Source organism: Pseudarthrobacter sp. rb (genome assembly GCF_056389225.1).
This window is the reverse complement of the sequence record NZ_JBWJAR010000019.1, coordinates 31,713-54,692: the sequence shown is the minus strand read 5'-3', so window position 1 is coordinate 54,692 and position 22,980 is coordinate 31,713. Positions and strand designations below refer to the sequence as shown.

Annotated in this window: 18 protein-coding genes; 11 read left to right on the top strand and 7 right to left on the bottom strand. The window is 61.4% G+C overall.

The genetic code is table 11. The features are described 5' to 3' along the window. Position 1: 1 nt before the first annotated feature. The 6 genes from ACWRN3_RS19435 (at position 2) to ACWRN3_RS19410 (ending at position 7,947) form a co-directional block, all read left to right on the top strand. Positions 2-1,513, top strand: coding sequence for an SCO6880 family protein (locus tag ACWRN3_RS19435; RefSeq protein WP_207606037.1), 1,512 nt, complete (start codon positions 2-4; stop codon positions 1,511-1,513). After that, entirely contained in the window at positions 1,513-3,132 is a 1,620-nt protein-coding gene (locus tag ACWRN3_RS19430) for an ATP/GTP-binding protein (RefSeq protein ID WP_207605987.1), read from the top strand. The genes ACWRN3_RS19435 and ACWRN3_RS19430 overlap by 1 nt, the downstream gene beginning before the upstream one ends. Next, positions 3,132-4,901, top strand: coding sequence for a type IV secretory system conjugative DNA transfer family protein (locus ACWRN3_RS19425; protein ID WP_207605986.1), 1,770 nt, complete (start codon positions 3,132-3,134; stop codon positions 4,899-4,901). The genes ACWRN3_RS19430 and ACWRN3_RS19425 overlap by 1 nt, the downstream gene beginning before the upstream one ends. After that, positions 4,894-5,319, top strand: coding sequence for a DUF4913 domain-containing protein (locus tag ACWRN3_RS19420; protein ID WP_207605985.1), 426 nt, complete (start codon positions 4,894-4,896; stop codon positions 5,317-5,319). The genes ACWRN3_RS19425 and ACWRN3_RS19420 overlap by 8 nt, the downstream gene beginning before the upstream one ends. A gap of 256 nt (positions 5,320-5,575) precedes the next feature. Beyond that, positions 5,576-6,367: a TIGR04255 family protein gene (locus tag ACWRN3_RS19415; RefSeq protein WP_207605984.1), complete on the top strand. Its 792-nt coding sequence runs from the start codon at positions 5,576-5,578 to the stop codon at positions 6,365-6,367. Positions 6,368-6,966: 599 nt separating this feature from the next. Further along, a complete protein-coding gene (locus tag ACWRN3_RS19410) occupies positions 6,967-7,947 on the top strand; it encodes a hypothetical protein (RefSeq protein ID WP_207605982.1) in 981 nt (326 codons plus the stop codon). Between the two features lie 355 nt (positions 7,948-8,302). On the opposite strand, the gene ACWRN3_RS19405 is transcribed toward ACWRN3_RS19410, so the two are convergent. From ACWRN3_RS19405 to ACWRN3_RS19375, 7 genes are all read right to left on the bottom strand, one after another. Continuing rightward, positions 8,303-9,034, bottom strand: a complete 732-nt coding sequence (locus ACWRN3_RS19405; RefSeq protein WP_207605981.1) for a FadR/GntR family transcriptional regulator — start codon at positions 9,032-9,034, stop codon at positions 8,303-8,305. Positions 9,035-9,249: 215 nt separating this feature from the next. Then, complete coding sequence (locus ACWRN3_RS19400) at positions 9,250-9,507, bottom strand: hypothetical protein (RefSeq protein ID WP_476741648.1); 258 nt, start codon at positions 9,505-9,507, stop codon at positions 9,250-9,252. Between the two features lie 191 nt (positions 9,508-9,698). Further along, positions 9,699-11,210, bottom strand: coding sequence for an amino acid permease (locus ACWRN3_RS19395; RefSeq protein ID WP_207605980.1), 1,512 nt, complete (start codon positions 11,208-11,210; stop codon positions 9,699-9,701). Further along, positions 11,207-12,655 carry an aspartate ammonia-lyase gene (locus ACWRN3_RS19390; protein ID WP_207605979.1) on the bottom strand — a complete coding sequence of 483 codons (1,449 nt, stop codon included), beginning with the start codon at positions 12,653-12,655 and terminating at the stop codon, positions 11,207-11,209. Before ACWRN3_RS19390 ends, ACWRN3_RS19395 begins: the two co-directional genes overlap by 4 nt. Continuing rightward, the gene (locus ACWRN3_RS19385; RefSeq protein WP_207605978.1) at positions 12,652-13,671 is read right to left on the bottom strand and encodes an asparaginase; all 1,020 of its coding nucleotides are present in this window, start codon (positions 13,669-13,671) and stop codon (positions 12,652-12,654) included. The genes ACWRN3_RS19390 and ACWRN3_RS19385 overlap by 4 nt, the downstream gene beginning before the upstream one ends. Positions 13,672-14,300: 629 nt before the next feature. Further along, positions 14,301-15,047, bottom strand: a complete 747-nt coding sequence (locus tag ACWRN3_RS19380; RefSeq protein WP_207605977.1) for an IclR family transcriptional regulator — start codon at positions 15,045-15,047, stop codon at positions 14,301-14,303. Then, positions 15,044-16,372 carry an APC family permease gene (locus ACWRN3_RS19375; RefSeq protein WP_476741647.1) on the bottom strand — a complete coding sequence of 443 codons (1,329 nt, stop codon included), beginning with the start codon at positions 16,370-16,372 and terminating at the stop codon, positions 15,044-15,046. Before ACWRN3_RS19375 ends, ACWRN3_RS19380 begins: the two co-directional genes overlap by 4 nt. 576 nt (positions 16,373-16,948) lie before the next feature. Here ACWRN3_RS19375 and exaC point away from each other — a divergent pair. The 5 genes from exaC (at position 16,949) to eat (ending at position 22,943) form a co-directional block, all read left to right on the top strand. Continuing rightward, a complete protein-coding gene (gene exaC / locus ACWRN3_RS19370) occupies positions 16,949-18,472 on the top strand; it encodes an acetaldehyde dehydrogenase ExaC (protein WP_207605975.1) in 1,524 nt (507 codons plus the stop codon). Between the two features lie 246 nt (positions 18,473-18,718). Continuing rightward, positions 18,719-19,144, top strand: coding sequence for a DUF779 domain-containing protein (locus ACWRN3_RS19365; protein WP_207597761.1), 426 nt, complete (start codon positions 18,719-18,721; stop codon positions 19,142-19,144). 85 nt (positions 19,145-19,229) lie between these two features. Further along, on the top strand, positions 19,230-21,164 hold the full coding sequence (locus ACWRN3_RS19360; protein ID WP_207597760.1) for a primary-amine oxidase: 1,935 nt from the start codon (positions 19,230-19,232) through the stop codon (positions 21,162-21,164). 97 nt (positions 21,165-21,261) lie between these two features. Next, positions 21,262-21,417 carry a hypothetical protein gene (locus tag ACWRN3_RS19355; protein ID WP_207597759.1) on the top strand — a complete coding sequence of 52 codons (156 nt, stop codon included), beginning with the start codon at positions 21,262-21,264 and terminating at the stop codon, positions 21,415-21,417. A 41-nt stretch (positions 21,418-21,458) separates the two neighbouring features. Continuing rightward, positions 21,459-22,943 (top strand): ethanolamine permease, encoded by a 1,485-nt coding sequence (gene eat / locus ACWRN3_RS19350; protein ID WP_420831530.1) that lies wholly within the window; start codon positions 21,459-21,461, stop codon positions 22,941-22,943. Positions 22,944-22,980 lie beyond the last annotated feature (37 nt).

The following is a 22,980-nucleotide window of genomic DNA, read 5'->3' as shown; positions in this document are numbered from 1 at the left end:
GATGGCAGCGATCGAGAACACATACAGGGAACCGACCTACGGCAACTGGCGGCGTCCGCGCAAAGCGGGCATCGGCACCCTTGGTGGACTGGCAACAGCCGGTTTGTTTGTTGGCCTCATCATCACGGTGATCTGTCTCTTTGTCGGCGGCTGGTTCGCCGGGCTCGTTGCTCTGTTCATTCTTGGGCTGGCGCTGGCCGCCGTCTCGGTGACCGACAAGCACAACAAGTCTCTAGGGGAGCGGGTCTTCGCCCGGATGGCGTTCCGCTCAGCACGGCGCAAGAAGGCCAACATCTACCGCTCCGGTCCGTTGGGACTGACGCCTTGGGGCGAGTTCCAGCTGCCGGGAATCTCTGCCGGCTCCAAGCTGTACGAGTTCACGGACTCCTACGGCCGCCCGTTCGCACTGCTCCACCTTCCTTCCACCGCGCACTACACCGTTGTCTTCGGCACCCAGCCCGACGGGGCGTCCTTGGTCGATCCTGAACAGATTGATGCCTGGGTGGCTAACTGGGGCGGCTGGCTGGCCTCGTTGTCGAATGAGCCAGCTGTCGTGGCTGCATCCGTCACGGTCGAAACCGCACCCGATTCCGGGGCGCGGCTGCGCCGGGAAGTTGAATCGAACATCCATGACGATGCCCCGGCCATTGCCAAGGCCATGCTCCGGGAGGCCTTGGAGACCTATCCGCAGGGATCGGCCACGATCCGTGCCTGGGTCGCGCTGACGTTCAGCGCCGCTGCCCGGGCCGGCGGCAAGCGACGCACGGCAGAAGAGATCGCTAGGGATCTCGCGTCACGGCTTCCCAGCCTGACCGAGCGTCTGGAATCCACCGGCGCCGGCGCGTGCGCGCCGTTGAACGCTCAGGAACTGTGTGAGGTCGTCCGGGTCGCGTACGACCCTGCAGCGGCCCGGCTAATCGACGAAGCCCACTATCAGGGCACACCCGTTGATTTGGACTGGGGCGACGTCGGACCGTCCGCCCATCAAGCCGACTGGGACGGCTACCGCCACGATTCGGGGCACTCTGTGTCCTGGTCAATGACGGGCGCACCCCGCGGCCACATTCTGGCATCAGCGCTGGCCCGCCTGGTGGCACCGCACGGGGAGATTGCCCGGAAACGGGTCACCTTGCTGTACCGGCCGATCGAAGCCGGCCGCGCGGCCGCCATCGTGGAGTCGGACCAGACCAGCGCCCTGACCCGGGCCTCCTCGACCAACCGGCCCACCGCCCGCGCCCTGGTCGATGCGCGCGCTGCGCAGGCCACCGCAGCGGAGGAAGCCAAGGGTGCCGGGCTGGTCAACTTCGGCATGGTGGTCACGGCCACGGTGCTGTCCGCCCGTGACCTTGAGGACGCCGTGGCCGTCGTGGAGGGAAACCTCGGCCCGTCGGCACGTCTGCTGTTGCGGCGCGCTTACGGTTCACAGGATTCTGCCTTTGCCGCGTCCCTGCCGCTGGGGCTGGTCCTGCCCAAGCACTTGAAGGTTCCCGAAGAGATCCGCGAGGCCATGTGATGTTCGGCAGCAAGACCAAGCACCAGCGCACACATGCCCCGGCCACGAAGCTCGCGGCCGCGATCGCCCGCCGCCCGGGCCTGCGGGGCTGGCGCGGCCGCGGACAGGGCGAAGCTGTCTACGTCACGGCAGCCGACGAATGGCGCGGAACCTCGGTCCAGGTCTGCGGTCTCTGGCCGTTCGTGGGCGGCTCCGGCACCCCGATCCTGGGTGTCCCGATCGGCGTTCACACCGACACCGGAGCGCCCTTCGGCGCCGATCCGATCAGCTGGTTTATGCACGGAATGATCAACAACCCCTCCATGTTTGTCCTCGGCCTGCCGCACTACGGCAAGTCCACCCTGGTCCGGCACATCGTCCTGGGCTTGGCAGGCCGTGGCATCAACCCGTTGATCCTTGGTGACCTGAAGCCGGATTACGTTGACCTGATCGAAGCCCTTGGCGGGCAGGTCATCAGCCTGGGTCCCGGACGCGGCCACTTGAACGTCCTGGACCCGGGGGAAGCCACGGGAGCCGCCGTCAGGCTGCTCGCCTCGGCCGAGGAACACCGGGCCAAAGCGAACCGGACCCTGAATGATCCAGATGGCGACCCGTCCGCGGCCGCGCCGCTGCTCGCTGCAGCGGTGAAGGCGGAGAAGCTGGCCGAACAGCTGATGGCCGACTCGCACAACCGGCGCCTGAACATGATCACGGCGCTGATCACCATCGTGCGGAACGCCAAGCCCAGCGCGCACGAGGAATCCCTGATTGACCGGGCACTGCACATCCTGGACGAGCGCCTGGACCGCGTTCCCCTGATCGGGGATCTGATCGAGGTCATCAAAGACGCACCCGACGAGCTGCGGGCGATCGCCCTGGACCGCGGCGATATGAGCCGTTACCTCGACGCGACCGACCAACTGCGCCAGTCGCTGTACTCCCTCGACGGCTCGGGCCGGTTCTCGGACATGTTCTCCCAGCCCACCGATCAGCCGATGGACCTGACCAAACCCGTGGTCTTCGACCTGTCAGGGATCTCGGACACGCAGAGGGACATCCAAGCGGCCTGCCTGCTGGCCTGCTGGTCAACCGGGTTCGCCACCGTCCAGGTGGCCCACACCCTGGCTGACGCCGGCCTGGAACCGCGCCGGAACTACTTCGTCGTCATGGACGAACTGTGGCGGGCCCTGCGCTCCGGTGAAGGCATGGTAGACCGGGTTGACTCGCTGACCCGCCTGAACCGGACCGAGGGCGTCGGTCAGGCCATGATCACGCACACCATGAGCGACCTGGAAGCCCTGCCAACCGAATCCGAACGGATGAAAGCCCGCGGATTCGTCGAACGCTCCGGCATGGTCGTTTGCGGCGCGCTCCCCGGAGCCGAAATGGAAAAACTCAACAAAGCCGTCACCCTCTCCCGGGCCGAGCAAGCCCGCCTCATCTCGTGGGCTGACCCGGGGTCATGGACCGACGTCGGTGGATCCCGCAAACGGGTACGCCCGGGCCTGGGCAAGTTCCTCTTCAAAGTCGGCGGCCGCCCAGGGATCCCGGTCGCGCTTAAGCTGACCAGCGTCGAAGAAAAACTGCACGATACGAACAAGCGCTGGACGATCAGCCGGAACGGCGAAGGGGACAACTGATGGGTGCGCCAAACAGCGGCAAACGCTCGCGAATGGATGGCGAAACCATCCTGCTCTGGGTCTTCATCACCGCCGTGGTGCTCGGTGTCGGCTCGGTGGCCGGAGCCGTGCACCTGGGCTCGCTGCTGTCCAATGACAGCCAGACACTGCCGGCGAACCCGTTTGAACTGGTCTTCGGCCTGCTCTCGCAGAAGGTCACGTGGCCCGCGGCCGCCACCTGGGTACTGATCGGCTTCGGCGTCCTCATCATCCTTTTGGCCGTTCTGGTGGTCCGTGCGGTGCTGCGCAAGCGGTCCAAGCGTTCCCGTGTGGACGCCGCAGCCCAGCACATGGCAAAGGCTAAGGACCTGCGCGCCCTGAGCCTGCGCGGGGCCACGGCCACCGCCGAACGTCTCGGAGTGAAAGGCGCACCCGGTGTCCCGGTCGGTAAGACGGTCGTGGGCGGGCAGATGGTCTACGGCTCCTGGGAAGACATGCACATCGACATCTGGGGACCCAGGACGGGCAAGACGACGTCCCGGGCTATCCCGGCGATCCTTGCCGCCCCGGGAGCGGCGCTGGTGACCTCGAACAAGCGGGACATCGTCGACGGAACCCGCGATGTCCGCGCTGCCGAGGGCCCTGTCTGGGTCTTCGACCCGCAGTCCGTCGCCCTCGAGGAACCTTCTTGGTGGTGGAACCCCCTGTCCTACGTCACGGACGAAGTGAAAGCGGCACGCCTGGCCGACCACTTCGCAGCCGGCTCCCGCGGCCCGGACGCCAAAACGGACGCCTACTTCGATCCCGCCGGCCAGGATCTCCTTGCCGGGCTCCTGCTCGCCGCAGCCCTCGACGGCCGGCCGATCACGCAGGTGCACACCTGGTTGACCCGTCCCGCCGACGACGAAGCGGTGGACATCCTCAAAGCCCACGGCTTCACCCAGACCTCCAACGCCGTCGGCGGCGTCATCAACGCCCCCGAGAAGCAACGCGGCGGCGTGTACGGCACGGCACTGCAGATGGCATCCTGCCTCACCAACCGCCAAGTGGCGAGGTGGGTGACGCCCCAGGGTGAAAAGGACGAGCGGCCCCAGTTCGATCCGGCAGAATTCGTCCGCTCCAAGGGCACGCTGTACAGCCTGTCCAAGGAAGGCAAAGGTACCGCCGGCCCGCTGGTCACGGCCCTGACCGTGGCTACGGTCGAAGCCGCCGAAGAACTCGCCGTACATTCGCCCGGCGGCCGGTTGGCCACGCCCATGGTCGGTGTTCTGGATGAAGCGGCCAACGTCTGCCGCTGGCGCGAACTGCCGAACCTCTACAGCCACTACGGTTCCCGCGGCATCGTCCTGATGACCATCCTCCAGTCCTGGTCCCAAGGCGTTGAAGTATGGGGCCGCGACGGGATGCGCAAGCTCTGGAGCGCCTCCAACATCAAGGTCTACGGCGGCGGCGTCGCAGAAGCCGAATTCCTCAACGAACTCGCCCAGCTCGTGGGCGAATACCGCTACTCCAACATGACCAGAAGCCGCTCCAAACAAGGCACCTCCTACAGCCACGACGACGACCGCAAAGAACGCACCCTCGACGTCTCCGACCTGGCCGCGTTTCCCCGTGGCCGCGCCATCATGTTCGCCTCCGGCGCCCCCGCCGCACTGCTCGAAACGGTGCCCTGGATGAGCGGACCACAGGCCGACGCGGTGCGCGCCTCCATCGCCGCACACGACCCGGCCAACAGGCCAGCAGCCGCGGCCGGGAACCGGTGGATCGCCGCAGGTGCCCCTCATGAGTGAAGGACTGGGGGAGTGGGACGACGAACTGGAAGACACCCCAGCTGAAACCACAGATCAGGGCGGAAACGACGAGGACGAGCCTGAGCTGTTCTACCCAAACGTGGCAGAATTCGTCAGCGGCAAGCTGGCCACCAGCTACCGCCGGCAACTCAACGTGCAGGGCGGCGTGACCTGGTGCCCGCAATGGTGGAAACACGCCGAAGCGATCAGCCGTCTCGAAGCGCTCTGGCGCGCCTGGGAGTTTCTGCGCCTGGACGGCACCACAGGAATGAGCGTGTGGTGGCGCGACCACGCAGACCACCACATGTCCGTCCTGCTCTCAACCGACGGGCCCTTCAAAGGCTGCACCCCGGACGACGGCCACCGCGCCAAACTCTCCCCACTACCCTGCGAAGAACCACCCCCCGGGCTGTTCTAAACCGGCCCGTTGCAACACCCTAGGTGACCACGCGGACTGTCCACAGTTGGGGTCAATCCGGGTTATCCACGGCTGGAACTCGGGAGCCACCGGGAAAGCTCCCTCAGCAGCAGTAGCGGTGGATAACCCATCAGGATTGTCCCCGGCTGTGGGCAGCGGACATTGACGGTTGGCCTTGGGGTGGGAACCCTGCTTGGGGATTGAACACCGGCATGGTGTGAAGTACAGTGTGAACCTACCGCAAACAGGAGAACACGTGACATTTTCGTTCACAAGCGAAGCGCCCCAACTGATGCTCTTGAAAGCCCCCTTGGTCCAAGCGATGTGCCAAATACGTTTCGCTCAAGTCCCAGAGCTTGTCGACGACGACAACGAGCGAAAGTTGGCGGCCCTTCTCGATCCGAATTACCCGATTCGGGGAACCGTTCAAGGGGCGCAGCTATCGGTATTCGGTGGCCCCGCGAATCTACCGGTTGAAACTTTCCGAACCTTTGAAGATGTGGATGGCTACTGGAAAGTCACCGTGGCACAAGACGCAGTCACACTCGAAACAAGGGCCTATTTCGATCGTGACGACCTCTTAGAGAGGACTTCAGCGGTGTTGGAAGCTGTCGCCCAAGTCCGCAAGCCGCCGAAAGTGACGAGGGTCGGTGTCCGGTACACCGACCGCATTCTCAACCCCCAAGGTCTACGAAAATTAGTTCACCCATCCCTCTTGGGAATGTTGTCGGAAGTAGAAGATGACATCCTCGTGGATCACCAATCCACCCAAGTCGGCCTGAATGATGTTTCGACCAACTCACAGGTTCTGGTGCGCAGCCTTCTGTTGCCTGCCAATGCCAAATTTGACCCCAACATTTCCCCCGTGGATGGCCCGTCCTGGATCCTGGACATTGACTCCTCTAACCAAGAAAGTCTTCGATTCGTTGTTGACGAGGTGATCGAGAGGGCGCGCCTTTTGGCCAAGCGTGCCTATCAAGTGTTCTATTGGGCTGTAACCGATGAATTCAGAACCACTTATGGCGTTGAGGCGGGAGTCGAGTCATGACCATGCAGCTAGATGAGAGAGTAAACGCAACTCCGGTTACGGGGTACAGCCTCCCTCAGCTACCGGCGCCTTTCGACAATTTCGAAGTGACTTCTATTCCCGTTAGTGACATTAGGGAAATGTCTGTCGAAAGCCTAGTCTCGCCAGGGACTGGCTACCGACTGGCGACAGACACACGGCATCGAAATTTCTCGGAATCGCTCCGCAGCATTCAGCAGCGGTCCGGCTTGGACTGGGGCCAGATCGCCCAGGTCCTCGGAGTAAGCCGCCGAACCATCCATAACTGGATTAGCGGTGCGATCGTCAACGGAGATAACGCAAAGAGAATCACGGCTCTTTACAACGCCCTCATTCAAGAACTTCGGGGGATTGGACCAGCAGATGCGCGCTCGTATCTTCTTAGTCCGGCTGCCGACGGCACGACCCGCCTGAGCACCATTAGCTCTCACATTCGACAGCAGTACAAGAGGTCGCGGCCCGTGGTAACCCCTCGGGAACTACTCGCTTACAGTCCTGCCGTTGACGTGCCTACTCAAACAGGAGGCCTTGACGAGTCTGTTGCTGTCCTCATCGTTGACGAAGGTGACGAGAGCTAGCAATTGGCTGATATTGACGCTGATCTTGGCGCGGTCGCTTCCGCCGTTGCTAAGTTATTGCAGGGTGCTGTGCTTCGCGTCCCCACTCTTCCGTTCCTTGCATCGACGATGCATGCAGTTCACCCGGTTGCGAGGGAAGTTGTTGATGCGCTGCCCGCAAAGAGCGTCGGACCTTCCAAATCAGCAGTCATACCTGCTCGTACGGCAACAGGATTGGTCATGCTCTTGACGCAAACGTGTGACCTTCAAGAGCGTCGCACGATAGGTGGGGATGCCCTTGTTCTGGTAGCGCCGATTGTGCGGATTGAAGGGAACCAGCAAAGAACTGCGAGTAGTCTTGCTCAACCCAAGTACGTGCCGGTGCCATGGGTGGCTGAATGGGCCTTTGCGGACGTTGGTCAAGCGACGTCGGTGGACCGCAGCGTAGCTGCCAATGCCGAGGTGGTGAGCATGCCGCAGGAGTCTGAGCGACGTAGGCTAGCCTACCTACTGGGACGCCCCTTCTCTCGGCCAGCGCTTCCCGATGATCTGGTCACCGCCCTGAGGCCGCTCCAAAAAATTGCAAATGGAAGGCACCAGTCCCTCCGCCGAATCTTCGATGATGCCGTCAACATGATCAGGGTCTTGCCCGACGAGGAGTATTCCGCCGAGCACGACGCCTCCGTCACCGTGATCTTCCTGGTCGATCCGGACTGGTTGCCGGACGTACCACCAGGAGATCTGGGACAGACTCTTGGGAGGGACCCGGATCGCGTTGCCGACTTTCTTGTCGAGACCTTCGACTCGGACGCGCAAGATCGAGATGCACTTCTGCGACGCCTGTGGAACGAAATGCTCACCCGGATTGAGTCGCGTATCAATGATCGACTTCAACCAGACTTGCGGGTAGGACGCGTCTCTCTGACGGTCGCGACCCACCTTTTGCCACAAGCCTATTCGGATTCGGACGAACTTGATCTTGGCCACCTTTCCCTCGATGAGTAAGGGGCAGGGACCTGGCGTATCCGGAAACAGGGGCGCTGACTCCTTACGAACAGGCAGGCCGCTATTGCCAGAGCAGACAACAGTACTGCTGGGGGTGCTTGCCGGGTTCAACGATGTCACGTTGGGGTCCATGACTTCCCCGAGTCCTTGTCAGCAAAGGAAAAATTGGGCCCTATTCTGACGGCTTTTGCCGCAGCAGCCTGACGTCAGGTTGGGGTGTAGTTTCCGCTGACATGACGAGTCTGTCGACGATAGGGAAAATTCTCGCGCCGGCGGGGGACGAGCAGGCGGACCTGGTCCGAATGTCCTGCAAAACTGTTGCCGAGAGTTTCGGCATGGGCAGGAGAACCAGGTTTTATGTCTTGGTTACTTGGTCGGTGACAGTAGTGACAGCTTCGGCTACGGCATCGAGATGTTTGGTCATGTATTCCCGTGCTGCCGCGGGGTCGCGGTTCGCGATTGCGTCGAAGATCAGAGCATGTTCCTGATCGGACACGTGCTGGCGGGGGCTAAGGATGAAAAGGATCTCCGACTGTTGTGCCATGGCGTCCCTGATCTCTCCTAGCATCTTCTCAAATACCTTGTTCCGTCCGGCTCTCGCGATTGCGGTGTGGAAAGCAGCATCCAAGGCCACCCACTCTTTGCTGTCACCTCCGCCCGGGGTCCGGGTTAGGGCTGTCATAGCCGCTAGAGTGTTTCGAAGGATTAGAAGATCGTCATCGGTGCGGCGTTCGGCTGCCAGGGCGGCAGCAGGGACTTCGATGTGAGGTCGTGCTTCAAACAGTTCTTGGGTCGAGTACTGCCCGAGACGAAGGGCCGTGTCCGGCTGAGCGGCAATGACAAAAGTGCCGCGACCGGTTTTAGTTTCGGTCAGTCCCAATGTTGCGCATGCGAGCAGGGCCTCGCGCACGACCGGTCGGCTCACACCGTAACGCTCAGCCAACCTCGCTTCAGAGGGCAAGCGCCCGCCAACCTCGTAAAGGCCTGACTCAATGTCCTTCCGAATGACACGCAAGACAGCTTCAGCCGCTGATACCCGTACCACGGGACGATAATCTGCAGCCTGACGGTCGGGTTCCCCGCCCATGGTTCCTGCCTTTCCCTTTGGCTTTTGTCGTACCAGCTTAGCTGTCGGGCAGCCTTACAGGACCTCACTCACGCGAACCTCTACCAGGGGCACGCTCGGAGCCAGACAAAGAGCCTGACTGCCATGCATCCTGGTCACCATCGAAGCGCACACAGGTACTTGACTTTGGTCCGCCGCCACAAACGCTGCCAGCCGGATGCCGGACCCCCTGACAACTACACCGCCGAACGGGATCCTGAGGTGCCAGGGGATATTTCAGCGTTTCGTTCTCTTGTCAGGCCGTAAGGCACCTCCGCGCTTACGGCAACGGTGTAGAGGTTCGGTTGGTGGCGGCTGACGAGGACTCCTTGCCATCCTTCCCGCTGGGCGTAGCCTTCGGCCCGTTGGACGGCCTTGTCCAGATCCTGTTGAATTTCATCGCTGGTCTCTCCGGAGACGTGAAAGTAGCGACCGCTATCGAGTGTTGTGATCAACGGCGTTTTGCTCCTAGGTAGATGGTCTCCTCGAGAGGAGGCTTTTCTTCTGGGGACGGGATGCGTGCGCTGCGTGCTTTTTGTATGTCGACTGGTTTTTTGAGCACGGCGGCTTTCGGCAGCTGCCCGCTGCTATTCGGCCTGCGGGCAGCTGCCATGAACAAATAAGCTGGATCAGAATTAGTACCTTGCTACTGCTTTGAGTCTTTTCCTGCTGGGGTTGCGGCCGCTGTTTCCACGAGCTGGTTGTGATGGCTTTCATGGGCAATCGCATGAATGCGGGACCGGCAGGCGAACCATCCGGCCGTGATCAGGGTGCTGGCAAGAACTGTGATCACCAGAGTTGCCGGGGAATCAGTGAAGACCATGACCAGAACTGCTGCTAGGAAAAGCAACGTCAGGTACCCCGTGTAGGGTGCCCCGATCATTCGGAAGGCTGGCCGGGTAAGCAGACCCCGGTCCGCCATCCGTTTTAGCTTCAGTTGGCAAATCACGATAGTGGACCAGGTCACGATGGTACCGATAGCCGCAATGCTGAGCACCATTTCAAAGGCCTGGGCGGGAACGAGGTAGTTCAGCGGGACGCCGAGTAGCGCGATGGATGCCGTTATGAGGATTCCGCCGTAGGGGACGCCTGCTTTGTTCATGCGGGACGCGAACTTGGGGGCGGAGCCGTTGACGGACATCGAGCGCAGGATCCGGCCGGTGGAGTAGAGGCCGGCGTTTAGGGAGGACAGGGCGGCGGTGAGGACGACGAGGTTCATGATGACGTCCACGCCCTGGATGCCGATGGAGCCGAAGAACGTTACGAAGGGGCTCACACCCGACTCGTAGGCGGTGTAGGGCAGCAGCAGGGCCAGCAGGATGACTGAGCCGACGTAGAACACGGCGATGCGGAAGACCACGGCGTTGATGGCTTTGGGCATGATTTTTTCGGGGTTTTCGGTTTCGCCGGCGGCGGTGCCGACGAGTTCGATGGAGGCGTAGGCGAAGATGACGCCTTGCATGAGGATGATCATGGGCAGCAGGCCGTTGGGGAAGATCCCGCCGTTATCCGAGATGAGGCTGAGGCCGACTTGTTGGCCGTCGACGGGGGTGCCGAAGATGACGAAGTAGGTGCCCACGAGCAGGAAGATGACCAGGGCTGCGACTTTGATCAGGGCGAACCAGAACTCGAGTTCGCCGAAGACCTTGACCGAGATCAGGTTCAGGGCCAGGACCACGACGAGGGCGATCAGTGCCCAGGCCCATTGCGGAACTGCTGCCATCCAGGGGATGTAGTTGCCGAAGAAGTTCATGTACAGGGCTGCGGCGGTGATGTCCACGATGGTGGTGGTGACCCAGCTGATCCAGTAAAACCAGCCCGTGACGAACGCGGCTTTTTCGCCAAAAAATTCGCGGGCGTAGGAGACGAATGAGCCCGTGGACGGGCGGTGAAGGATGAGTTCGCCCAGCGCGCGGAGGATCAGGAACGCGAAGAACCCGCACACCGCGTACGCGATGACCAGGGACGGGCCCGCGGCGTTCAGCCGGCCGCCGGCGCCGAGGAACAGGCCGGTGCCGATCGCACCGCCGATCGCGATCATCTGGATCTGCCGCGGTTTTAGGTTCTTGTGGTAACCCTTGTCCTCCTTGTGGAGACTACTCTCCGTTGCTGGTTCCGTTCCCGCCTCATTGCGGGGGGAAGAAGGGATTTGCGTCATGGTTGCTCCAAAATGGAAGTTGGGGACTGTTTGTTGAGGTTGGCGAGGCGTTCGGGGCTGAGGAGTTCCTGCAGTTGGGTGCTGGTGAGGAGCCCGTGTTCGAGGACGAGCTCGGCCACGCCCTTGCCGGTGGCAAGTGCTTCCTGGGCGATGGCGGTTGCGGTGGCGTAGCCCAGCTGAGGATTCAGGGCGGTGACCAGGCCGATGGACTGCTCCACGGTGAGGCGGAGGTGCTCGGTGTTCGCGGTGATGCCACGGATGCAGCGTGCGGTGAGGGTGCGGCAGGCTGCTTCCAGGTGAGAGATGCTCTTGTGAAGGCTGTGGACAATCACCGGTTCAAAGGCGTTGAGCTGGAGCTGTCCAGCTTCAGCCGCCATGGTGATGGTGACGTCATTGCCGATCACTTCGTAGGCCACCTGGCTGACCACTTCCGGGATCACCGGGTTGATCTTGCCGGGCATGATGGACGAGCCGGACTGGACGGCCGGCAGGTTGATCTCGCCGAAACCGGCGCGCGGGCCGGACGAGAGCAGGCGGAGGTCGTTGCAGATCTTCGAGAGCTTCACGGCAACCCGTTTCAGCACCCCGGACAGGTGCACGAAGGCGCCTACGTCCTGCGTGGCTTCGATCAGGTCCGGGGCGGTCACCAGCGGCAGGCCGGTCACTTCGGCGAGGTGCCGGCAGGCCGCTTCTGCGTAGCCCGCGGGTGCATTCAGGCCCGTGCCGATGGCTGTGGCGCCGAGGTTGATCTCGTGGATGAGGAGATTGGCTTCGGCGAGGCGGAGCCGGTCTTCGCCGATGGTGATGGCGTAGCTGCCGAACTCCTGGCCGAGCGTCATCGGTACGGCGTCCTGGAGCTGGGTGCGGCCCATTTTCACCACCGTGCGGAACTCGAGCGCCTTGGATGCGCACGCTTCTTCAAGTTCAGCCAGGGCGTCAAGCAGTTCCCGTGCAGCAAAGATGGTGCCCAGCTTTACTGCTGTGGGGTAGACGTCGTTGGTGGACTGGCTGAGGTTGACGTGGTCATTGGGGTGCAGGCGGGCGTAGTCGCCTTTGGGGTGGCCCAAAATTTCGAGGGCACGGTTGGCGATGACCTCGTTGGCGTTCATGTTCGACGACGTCCCGGCACCGCCCTGGATGACGTCGACCACGAACTGGTCGGCAAGCCGGCCGTCCAGGATGTCCTGGCAGGCCTGCTCGATGGCGTCGGATCGTTCCGCGTCCAGCAGGCCTAGCTCGCGGTTGGTCCGGGCAGCGGCGAGTTTCACTGCTGCGAGGCCACGGACCAGGTGCATGTTGGAGGAGAGCTTCTGGCCGGTGATGGGGAAGTTTTCGACGGCCCGGAGGGTGTGGACGCCCCAGTAGGCGGCGGCGGGGACGTCTCGGTCCCCGAGCAGATCGTGTTCCGACCGGACGGGCGCCGCTGAAGTTTGGGTCGTTATCATTTTGCGGATCCAGCTGCCATCGGGCGGAGTTGCTTGATGACGGATTCCGTTGCCCGGAGTTCACCGACGGCACGGCCGCCGCCGAGGATTGCGGGGTTCGGCAGTTCCTGCAGGAGCTCTGAAGGGATGCCCATGGCTTCAAGAAGCCGAAGGGTGATGGGGAGGCGCGCGCGGTCGTAGCCATCGGAGATCTTCACTGCGATGCCGACCCCCGGGCGCAGTCCCACCAGCTGGACTGCTTCTGCCCCGTCCTTGGCGAACAAGTCCGGGACCAGACGCGTTAGGAGTGTTACATCACGGCCTTCGCCTGCGACCATGTCGGGATGGCTCCGCATCGCTGTGACCACCCGCCATTCCGGCGTGCCGGTGGCAGCAGCAGCCAGCATCGCGTATGAGCGGGCCAGGCCGTTGAGTGAGTAGGCAAACAATGGAGTACCACAGCCGTCAACAGTTGATGCGGCCGCACTTTCCCCTGTGAGTTCGTTGAGAGTCGCTTCGACATGTTTTTGCAGCGGATGCTCGGGAGCCAGGTAGTCATCGAGAGTCCATCCGTTGATGACGCAGGTTGCGAGCATTGCCGCGTGTTTTCCGGAGCAGTTTTGTGCGAGCTGTGTGGCGACACCACCTCCGCGAAGCCATGCTTCGCGTTCAGCGACACCGTAAGGAAGATCCACAACATTGCGCAATGCCGCCTGGTCCAAGCCATGCAACGCCAAAATGCGCTGCGCACCTTCCTGATGCTTTCCTGCACCGGAATGGCTGGCAGCACTTAGTGCCAGCAGATCGTCCGGTAGGTCTAGCCCGGCCCTTACCATTGCCACCGACTGCAAAGGCTTAAGAGAGGACCGTGCGTACATCGGCTTGGCGGGCGTCCCGCCTGCCAGCAGCGGCTTGCCCGTACTGTCGACGACGGAGTAGGACCCGAAGTGGACGCTTTCAACCAGGTTTCCGCGGGTACTCTCGACCAGTGCGACGGGACTGTCAGAGTCGGATTCTGCGGCGGGGCTAGTGTTCATGGTTGGGTAACTTTCTTCTGTTGCTTGGGGGATAACAAGGCAGCTGCCCTAGTTGTGCGCAAGAGAGGGATGCGTCCGGGAGCGAAATCGGGATGTAATGCTGTAAAGCTGCCTTACAGGTTCGATAGTGGCACATGTCTCACCTTGGCGTCAATAGAAATAGTTGTTGCGACGGGCTTTCCGTGTGAATCCAGGACCGCGGCTGTTAGTTTCCCGGAGGACTTCCAGCCGGCGGGAAGAGGGGCAGCGCGAAGCAGAGGAACAGGGCATTACCGGCTGTCCCCAGCAGGGCGGGAAAGTGCCGCCCCTGCTACCGCTTTCTCTCACTTCAAGCTGGATATTCTCCCGAGCGGTGTGTCCGGGGGATTTCAGGAGCGTATTCTCCCCAGCTGCCGCCAGGCCCCCGTTGCCAGCGTCTACCTTCCTCGCACCGAGCCCCATGAAGCTCTTCCAGGGCAATCCCTCAGTGTTGCCCGCGAGGGCAATGAACTCGGCTAATTCAATCCGGCCGGGCCGTAGTTTGTGGGACATGAGATTCACCAGGGCAGCCTGTCGCCGCCGCTGAAGCAAGGGGTCCAGAAGACTCCAGTAGAGAGTGAACCGTTACGGCCGGTGGAGCGCTGGCAGAGTCAGAATAGGAGAGGAGCAAGCCGCGTCGCGGCCTGTTGGGCGGATGGTACGTGGTCCCGGATTGCATCCAGTCGTTCCGAGGTACCGCCAAGACATAATGCGCCTCCTGCTGGTGAACCTACTATGGCGATGGGTACTGCGAGACAACAGCGTCCCTCTTCGAGTTCTTCAATCTGAATCGCATATCCCCTCTCGCTAATCTGTATGAGGTCTCGTTGCAACAAGTCGATGTCCGTGATCGTTTTGGGCGTCAGTTTCTTGATCAGGCCTTCAGGAAGAACATGGGAGAGATCTTCAAGCTGGGAAAGAAACAGCTTGCCTGCCGCGGATGCGTGAAGATACCGCATCATCTCAGCTTCAGAACGCAGTGGATGGTCAGGATCCGAATCTGCAATTTTTATGGAAGCCATTTGAAACAGGACAAGGTGGACGGCAAATCGTGTTTGGCTCCGGAACTCCTCCAGGAGGAGCCGGGCAGATGTCGGAACTGTTGGCACCGCACTTGCCGAAATGAAGCCGGTAATTGCATGCCCCAAAGCAAAACCGCGCAAGTCGGCAGTTCTCACCAAATATTCGTCGCCGACGAGTGCATTAAGCAGACGATAAGCGGTTGCGGGCGGCATTGATAATGCATCTGTAATTGTTTTTGCAGTGGTGCCGGGGCCTAGCCGGGCTATGGTCTCCAGTATCCGGAGCGAGTTTACTGTTGCGCTTGATTGCAAGCGCTCGGATCGGCCGAGATTCACGGTTTCCGTCGCGGGTTAGCCAGATGGTGAAGATCGGATTCCCTTGTTTCATCGTAGATTCCAACCCCATCCAGTCTTTCAGGGGACCGCCATCGGAGAAACTGGGCATAGAGGGCGCTGAGCGCGACAAGGGAGCCGTAAACGACAGCCTGGACGTTGCCCTCCTGAGCTGACATTGCGACTGCATTCCAGACCACGAAAGCTACGGCGCCAACCGTTACCCCTCCGAGAGCCCAGGATGTCCAGGTCCCTTCCCCAATCCGCCTAAGGAAAAGGGGCAGGGAGGCGCTGGCCAGAACGTAGGCGCCCAGATAACCGTAGGCGCCCAGGGTGAAGAGGTCCGTGAGCCCTTTTTCGGGGGATACGCCGTACAGAACCATGAGGATGGGAACACCGGTGATGACGGGCATTGCCGCCAAAATCGCACCCCACGGCGTTCTGAACGTCGGATGAGTATGACCGACTATTGCAGGCGCAACTCGTTCCCGCCCCATGCAGAAAAGAGTTCGCGCCAACGCGTTGACGGAGGCAACCGTACATGCAAAAAAGGATCCGGCTATTCCGACATCGAGCATGACCGCCATTAGGGCAGAAGTTTTGAAGTAGAACATGTCAGAAAGCGGTGTCGGGCTTGAGGCAATAAAATCTGGCGCATCCTTCAGGGCGATATCTTGTCCCGTTACCGCAAGAAGGTACAAGGCGCCGGTGACTATCGGAGTCCACCGGATAGTTCTCGGGATGTTAATAAAGGGCCGCTGCGCTTCTCCCCCCAAGGTGGTGGAGCTTTCGAAACCGACAAAAGCGCTGACCGCCACGACTACCCCGAGGGAGAGCGAAAGGGGAGTTCCATTCACTGTAAGGAGCGAACCAAGGTCCACATGCGGCCGGGCCAGCACAAAATATGCGGTGAGCAACGAGATCAGCAACAGGATGGACACACACTCCACCAGAAGGGTCACCTTCGCTGATAGCTGGATGCCGCGGACCATGAAGAAGCCCGCACAGGCAGCAGCCGCGAAGATGATCAGAGTGATGAGCAGCGTCGCGTCACCAGACGAACCCCAAAGGCTCCGCAATATGTTCGCCCCGTATGTCCCGACGGACAGCAGACTGGCCATGGCCACGAGTCCATAACCGAAGATCGCGGACCATCCTGCAGTAATAGCCGCCCGGGGGCCAAGCCCCTTCGCTGTATAGCTGTACAGGCCACTGACTGCGGCCATTCTCTGCGCCATCGGGCGCAGGCAGGATGAGACCAGCAGCATCACCGCCATAGCGATCAGGAATGACATGACCAGGCTGGCGCCTGAGGCGCCGAATACCAAGGCAGGTATGACTGATACCGCGCCGGCTGGAGCAACCGCCGCTATTGCCTGGGCGAAGACGGGTATAAACGGCAGGTTCCTGCGGCTGAGTCCGGCAACGGGTGACTGAGCGGATATCAGGCGGTTTCGGCGAACAGACACGGCATTCTGACTCTCAATACGAGGGGCTATCCATCCCGTCACTGCGGCGGTAAGGCATAAGCCCGAGGTTGATCGACCATAGCACCTGGCAGCACACCATCCAGAGCGCTCACCAAGATTTCGAGTATGTTTCCGGCATGTTTCAGGCATGTTAACTGCAGTGGGAGAATTTGCAGGCGAATTTCCCATATGAATTTTCGTAAAACCGCTCGTCTTGCGACTTGCAGGCGGGTACCTTTGTTTGTAGCCGCCATCCGGAGACGCAGATCACATTCCTACGATGTGCAGCTAGAACCGCCCGAATACGTGTTATTCGGAAGACCGTCAGGGAAGTACCTGTCCCTATTCCTAATTGTCTTGGAATATATTTGTCTGCCCGAATAGCCGCCCACGTTCCTCGAGGATGAGGAATTCCAGAAATTCAGGAGAATAAGAATGACTGTTTATGCACAGCCCGGTACCGACGGCTCGAAGGTCACGTTCAAGGACCGTTACGAGAACTGGATCGGCGGCGAGTGGGTGGCCCCCGTGAAGGGCCAGTACTTCGAGAACATCACTCCGGTCACGGGCAAGGCCTTCTGCGAGGTGGCCCGCGGCACGGCCGAGGACATCGAGCTGGCCCTTGACGCTGCGCACAAGGTTGCACCGTCCTGGGGCAAGACGTCGGTTGCTGAACGCGCCGCCATCCTGAACAAAATCGCGGACCGCATCGACGAGAACCTGGAAATGCTCGCCGTCGCCGAGACGTGGGACAACGGCAAGCCCGTCCGCGAAACCCTCAACGCAGACCTCCCGCTCGCCGCGGACCACTTCCGCTACTTCGCCTCCGCCATCCGCGCCCAGGAAGGCCGGCTCTCCCAGCTCGACGACGACACCACCGCCTACCACTACCACGAACCCCTCGGCGTCGTCGGCCAGATCATCCCCTGGAACTTCCCCATCCTGATGGCCGTCTGGAAGCTCGCACCGGCCCTCGCCGCCGGCAACGCCGTCGTCCTCAAGCCTGCCGAGCAGACGCCGACGTCCATCCTGGTCCTGATGGAACTCATCGGCGACCTGCTGCCCGCCGGCGTACTGAACGTGGTCAACGGGTTCGGCGTCGAGGCCGGCAAGCCGCTGGCATCGAGCCCCCGCGTCCGGAAGATTGCCTTCACCGGCGAGACCACCACGGGTCGGCTGATCAGCCAGTACGCCAGCGAGAACCTCATCCCGGTAACCCTGGAACTCGGTGGCAAGAGCCCCAACATCTTCTTCAACGACGTGGCCGAAAGCAACGACGCGTTCTATGACAAAGCACTGGAAGGCTTCACACTCTTCGCCTTCAACCAGGGTGAGGTCTGCACCTGCCCGTCCCGCGCCTTGGTCCAGGAGGACATCTACGAATCCTTCATCGCCGATGCCCTGGCCCGCACCAATGCGATCATCCAAGGCAACCCGCTGGACACCGCAACCCAGGTCGGCGCCCAGGCCTCCAACGACCAGCTGGAAAAGATCCTCTCCTACATCGACATCGGAAAGCAGGAAGGCGCCAAGGTCCTAACCGGCGGCGGCCGGGCCGAACTGCCCGGTGATCTCGCTGGCGGCTACTACGTCCAGCCCACCGTCTTCGAAGGCCACAACAAAATGCGGATCTTCCAGGAAGAAATCTTCGGCCCCGTAGTCTCCGTTGCCCGCTTCAGCGACTACAACGACGCCATGGGCATCGCCAACGACACCCTCTACGGCCTGGGCGCTGGCGTCTGGTCCCGCAACGGCAACATCGCCTACCGCGCAGGACGCGAAATCCAGGCCGGCCGCGTCTGGGTCAACAACTACCACGCCTACCCCGCCGGGGCTGCGTTCGGCGGCTACAAGTCCTCCGGCATCGGACGCGAAAACCACGCCATGATGCTGGACCACTACCAGCAGACCAAAAACCTCCTGGTCAGCTACAACGAAAACAAACTCGGCTTCTTCTAAGCCGCATCCAGGGACATGAGTGGGGTCTGACAACAAAATCATCGGATCCCACTCGAGCCCCTCCCCAAGGGAGGTGAGTTCAAGTGAAGAACGTCAAGCTCATCCACGATCGCCGGATGCAGTGGGAACGCACACATCCGCTGCCCAAGGAGTTCACTTCCCCGAGGGCGGCGAAGTGAGTATCCAGGCCCTTCCTGGCGAACTCAAACCCCGAAGGACCCGCTATGGCAGCCCGAAAGGACTCCCATGATCATTTCAAGACTCGACGCCGCAGTTACGCTGCCCGGCGAGAATTTTTCAAGAGTGGCTTTGACTCCCGCTGCCGTCGTCCTACTCAGGGATCTTTGGTCCAGGCATGGTCCGCTGATGTTCCACCAATCCGGCGGCTGCTGCGATGGATCGGCACCCATGTGCTACCCCGCAGGGGACTTTCGGACCGGAGCTGCCGACGTTCTGCTCGGACAGTTCGACATTGGCGCCGACGATGAAAGCGACCGTGACAGAGTATCCCAGCCAGTGGACTTTTGGATGTCCCGCGAGCAGTTCGCCTACTGGAGCCACACGCATCTGACAGTTGACGTAGTGCAGGGCAGAGGGAGCGGGTTTTCCCTGGAATCACCCGACGGAGTACGTTTCCTCATCCGCTCAACCCTCATGGACTGGCCCGTTTGACACCGCTGACAGAAAGCGGATGACACGACACGTGCGGCCCCCAACCCCGCGGACCATCGGTCCGGAATTTAGCAAGGAGAATGACATGACCCTGAACAGTGAAACCCAGACCGTCGTCGGGGCAGCCCATCCGTTGGATCCGCTTTCCCGGGATGAAATCTCCCAAGCGGTGTCCACTCTGAAGGAAGGCCCCGCTGCTGCCGACACATTCCGCTTCGTCAGCGTTGAACTTCGCGAACCGGCCAAAGAAACACTGCGAAGCGGTGTTATCCCCGGCCGGGAAGCAGATTCAGTGCTCATCAACCGGGCAACCGGACTGGCCTATGAAGCCGTGGTCGACCTTGAGTCAAACATCGTTGCCCAGTGGACCGAACTCGACCGCGGCATGCAGCCGCCGATCATGCTGGACGAGTTCGAAGAGTGCGAAGTCAACTGCAAGAAGGACCCCCGCGTCGTTGAGGTCCTCGCCGCCCGCGGCATGACCGACCTTGACCTGGTCTGTATTGAGCCGTGGTCTGCAGGGTACTTCGGCACTGATGCCGAGGGCCGGCGGCTGATGCGCTGCCTCGTCTTCACCAGGCTCGACCGTGATGACAACCCCTATGCCCACCCCGCAGAGAACCTCGTGATCATCTACGACCTCAACTCAGGAGATGTTGTGGAGATCGAGGACAACGGCTTCGTCGAAGTCCCCAAAGCCACCGGCAACTATCTTCCCCAGCACGTCGGGCCAGCCCGCACCGACATCAAGCCCATAGAGATCTCCCAGCCGGAGGGCCCTTCATTCAAAGTCACCGGAAACCACGTCCAGTGGGCCAACTGGTCGTTCCGGGTGGGCTTCACCCCAAGGGAAGGCCTCGTTCTTCACCAGATGAAGTTCCGGGACAAGGGCGGGGACCGCTCTGTCATCAACAGGGCATCCCTCGTTGAAATGGTGGTTCCCTACGGTGACCCCTCGCCGGTGCAGTCCAAGAAGAACGCCTTCGACGCCGGCGAGTACAACATCGGCGTTATGGCGAACTCGCTGAAACTTGGCTGCGACTGCCTGGGAGAAATCCAGTACTTCGACGGCATTGTTTCCGACAGCCACGGAAACCCCATGACCATCAAGAACGCTGTCTGCATGCACGAAGAAGACGACAGCATCATGTGGAAGCACTTCGACTTCCGGAATAACTCCGCCGAGGTCCGCCGCTCCCGCAAGCTGGTCATCTCATTTATCGCCACGGTGGCCAACTACGAGTACGGCTTCTACTGGCACCTGTACCTCGATGGCACCATCGAGTTTTTGGTCAAGGCCACCGGCATTCTCTCAACGGCCGGCCAAAAGGCAGGGCAAAAGAACAAGTACGGCCAGACACTGAACAATGACGGCCTCTACGCCCCGATCCACCAGCACATTTTCAACGTCCGCATGGACTTTGAACTCGACGGCCCGCAGAACGCCGTCTACGAAGTGGACACCGAGATCCCCGCCGACAACCCCACCCTCAGCGGCTTCTACACCGTGGACCGGCTTCTGGGGACAGAACAGGAAGCCATCCGCAAGGCCGATAGTTCCAAGCACCGTTTCTGGAAGGTCGTCAACCACGACAGCCGGAACCTCGTCGATGAACCGGTGGCGTACCGGCTCATGCCCACGGACGCTATCACCCTGGCCGCCCATGAGGACTCCTTCGTGAGCCAGCGTGCACAGTTCGCCCGCAACAACCTCTGGGTCACCGCGTACGATCGGACAGAGCGTTTCCCCGCAGGCGAATACCCCAACCAAAGCATGGGCGGGGATGGCCTGCCGGCCTGGACAGCGGCCAACCGCAATATCGCTGACCAGGATCTGGTGGTCTGGTACACGTTCGGCATGCACCACGTGGTCCGACTGGAGGACTGGCCAGTCATGCCGCGCCAGCACGTCGGGTTCATCCTTCAGCCACACGGCTTCTTCGATCAGAACCCGACCCTGGACCTGCCACGTCCCGCCGCACCAGCACACAATTCCTCGCACTGCTGCTCCACAGACTGACAGTCGTTAATTGAGGCCCGGGAGCGCCGAACGCCTACCTGCGACGGCGCTTCCGGCCTCATTCCAAAGAGCAAATCCTCCAGTTCACACTTTCCAGGTGTCTACCCCCATGCTCGCCGTCCTGACCGGACTGGGGAGGGCGTCCCCACTCTCCCAGGCCCCCGATGACGTCCGGCCCGCTGGCACCCTTTCGCACCACACCCAGGCCCAGGCAACAAGCTCCGCCCCCTCACTTCACGATGACGTGATCTGAACCATCGAGCCATGCTGGGCCGATGACCCAGGAGAACAACGATGTCAAAAGAAAACCAGGCAGCACCCCCAATGCAGCCCGCGACCCGACATGCAACGCGCGGAGTTGAGTACCAGAACGTCAGCGAAGACTATATGAAACACCGGCAGTTGCGCCGGGGCACCGCCGGCCCCGTGCTGCTGGTCGGACTCGGTGTCGGTTATGTCATTGCCGGCCAGTACGCAGGATGGAACTTCGGCTTGGCCCAGGCAGGCTGGGGTGGCCTCGTGATCGCCACTGCACTGATGGCAATCATGTATACCACCATGTGTTTCGCTCTGGCAGAAATGTCCTCCATCATCCCGACAGCCGGCGGCGGCTACGGCTTTGCCCGCCGCGCCATGGGTCCATGGGGAGGATTCCTCACCGGTACGGCCATCCTGCTGGAATTTGTTCTTGCCCCCGCTGCAGTCGTCACGTTCATCGGCGCCTACCTGGAGTCGCTGCTCGGCATCAGCGGTCCGCTCGTCTACTTTGTCTTCTACGCCGCCTTTATCGGACTCCACCTGTACGGCGTCAAGCAAGTCCTGAAGCTCATGTTTGGCATCGCGGTAGTCGCGGTAATCGGCCTGGTCGCATGGACTGTCGGAATGCTCCCGTATTTCGACGCAAGCAACCTCCTCAACATTGAGCCGACAGATGCTTTTGGTGCCAGCGCCTTCCTGCCGTTCGGCATCGTAGGGATCTGGGCAGCCCTGCCTTATGCGATGTGGTTTTTCCTTGCAGTGGAGGGAGTACCTTTGGCAGCAGAGGAGGCCCGGAACCCGGTACGCGATGTTCCGAAGGGGCTCATCGGGGGAGTGGTAATCCTGACCGTCCTGGCTGCAGCACTCCTGATGCTGGGACCCGGCGGCGCCGGCTCAGCTGCCCTCCAGGAATCCGGAAACCCGCTCATCGACGCTCTGGAATCGCCCCTGATTGGTACTGGAGCCACGGCCCTGAGCTGGTTCGTCAACGTCATCGGGCTTGTCGGGCTGGTATCGAGCTTCTTTGCCATCACCTTCGCCTACTCCCGGCAGACGTTCGCCCTATCCCGGGCAGGCTACCTCCCGCGGGTACTGTCGCTGACGAATGGCCGGAAGGTTCCCTTTCTGGCACTGATCGTCCCCGGAATCATCGGCTTCGTGCTCTCCATGACCGGATCCGGCGACCTGCTGATCCTGATCTCCGTCTTCGGAGCCACGATTTCCTACATCCTGATGATGCTCTCGCACATCATCCTTCGGGTCCGGGAACCCAAGCTGGACCGGCCGTACCGTACCCCTGGAGGAATCTTCACGTCCGGCACCGCGCTCGTCCTCGCCATTGCTGCCCTGACCGCAGGATTCGTCGTCGACCCGTCAGTGGTTCTCTACGCTGTGGCCGCCTACGCGGTCATGATCGCCTACTTCGCCTTCTACAGCCGCCACCGGCTGGTTGCACAGGCGCCGGAGGAAGAATTCGCCGCAATCGAGCAGGCCGAGGCGGAACTCGACTCCAGAGCCTGAGGGCACGTGGCCGGCCGCCGGTTTCACCGGCGGCCGG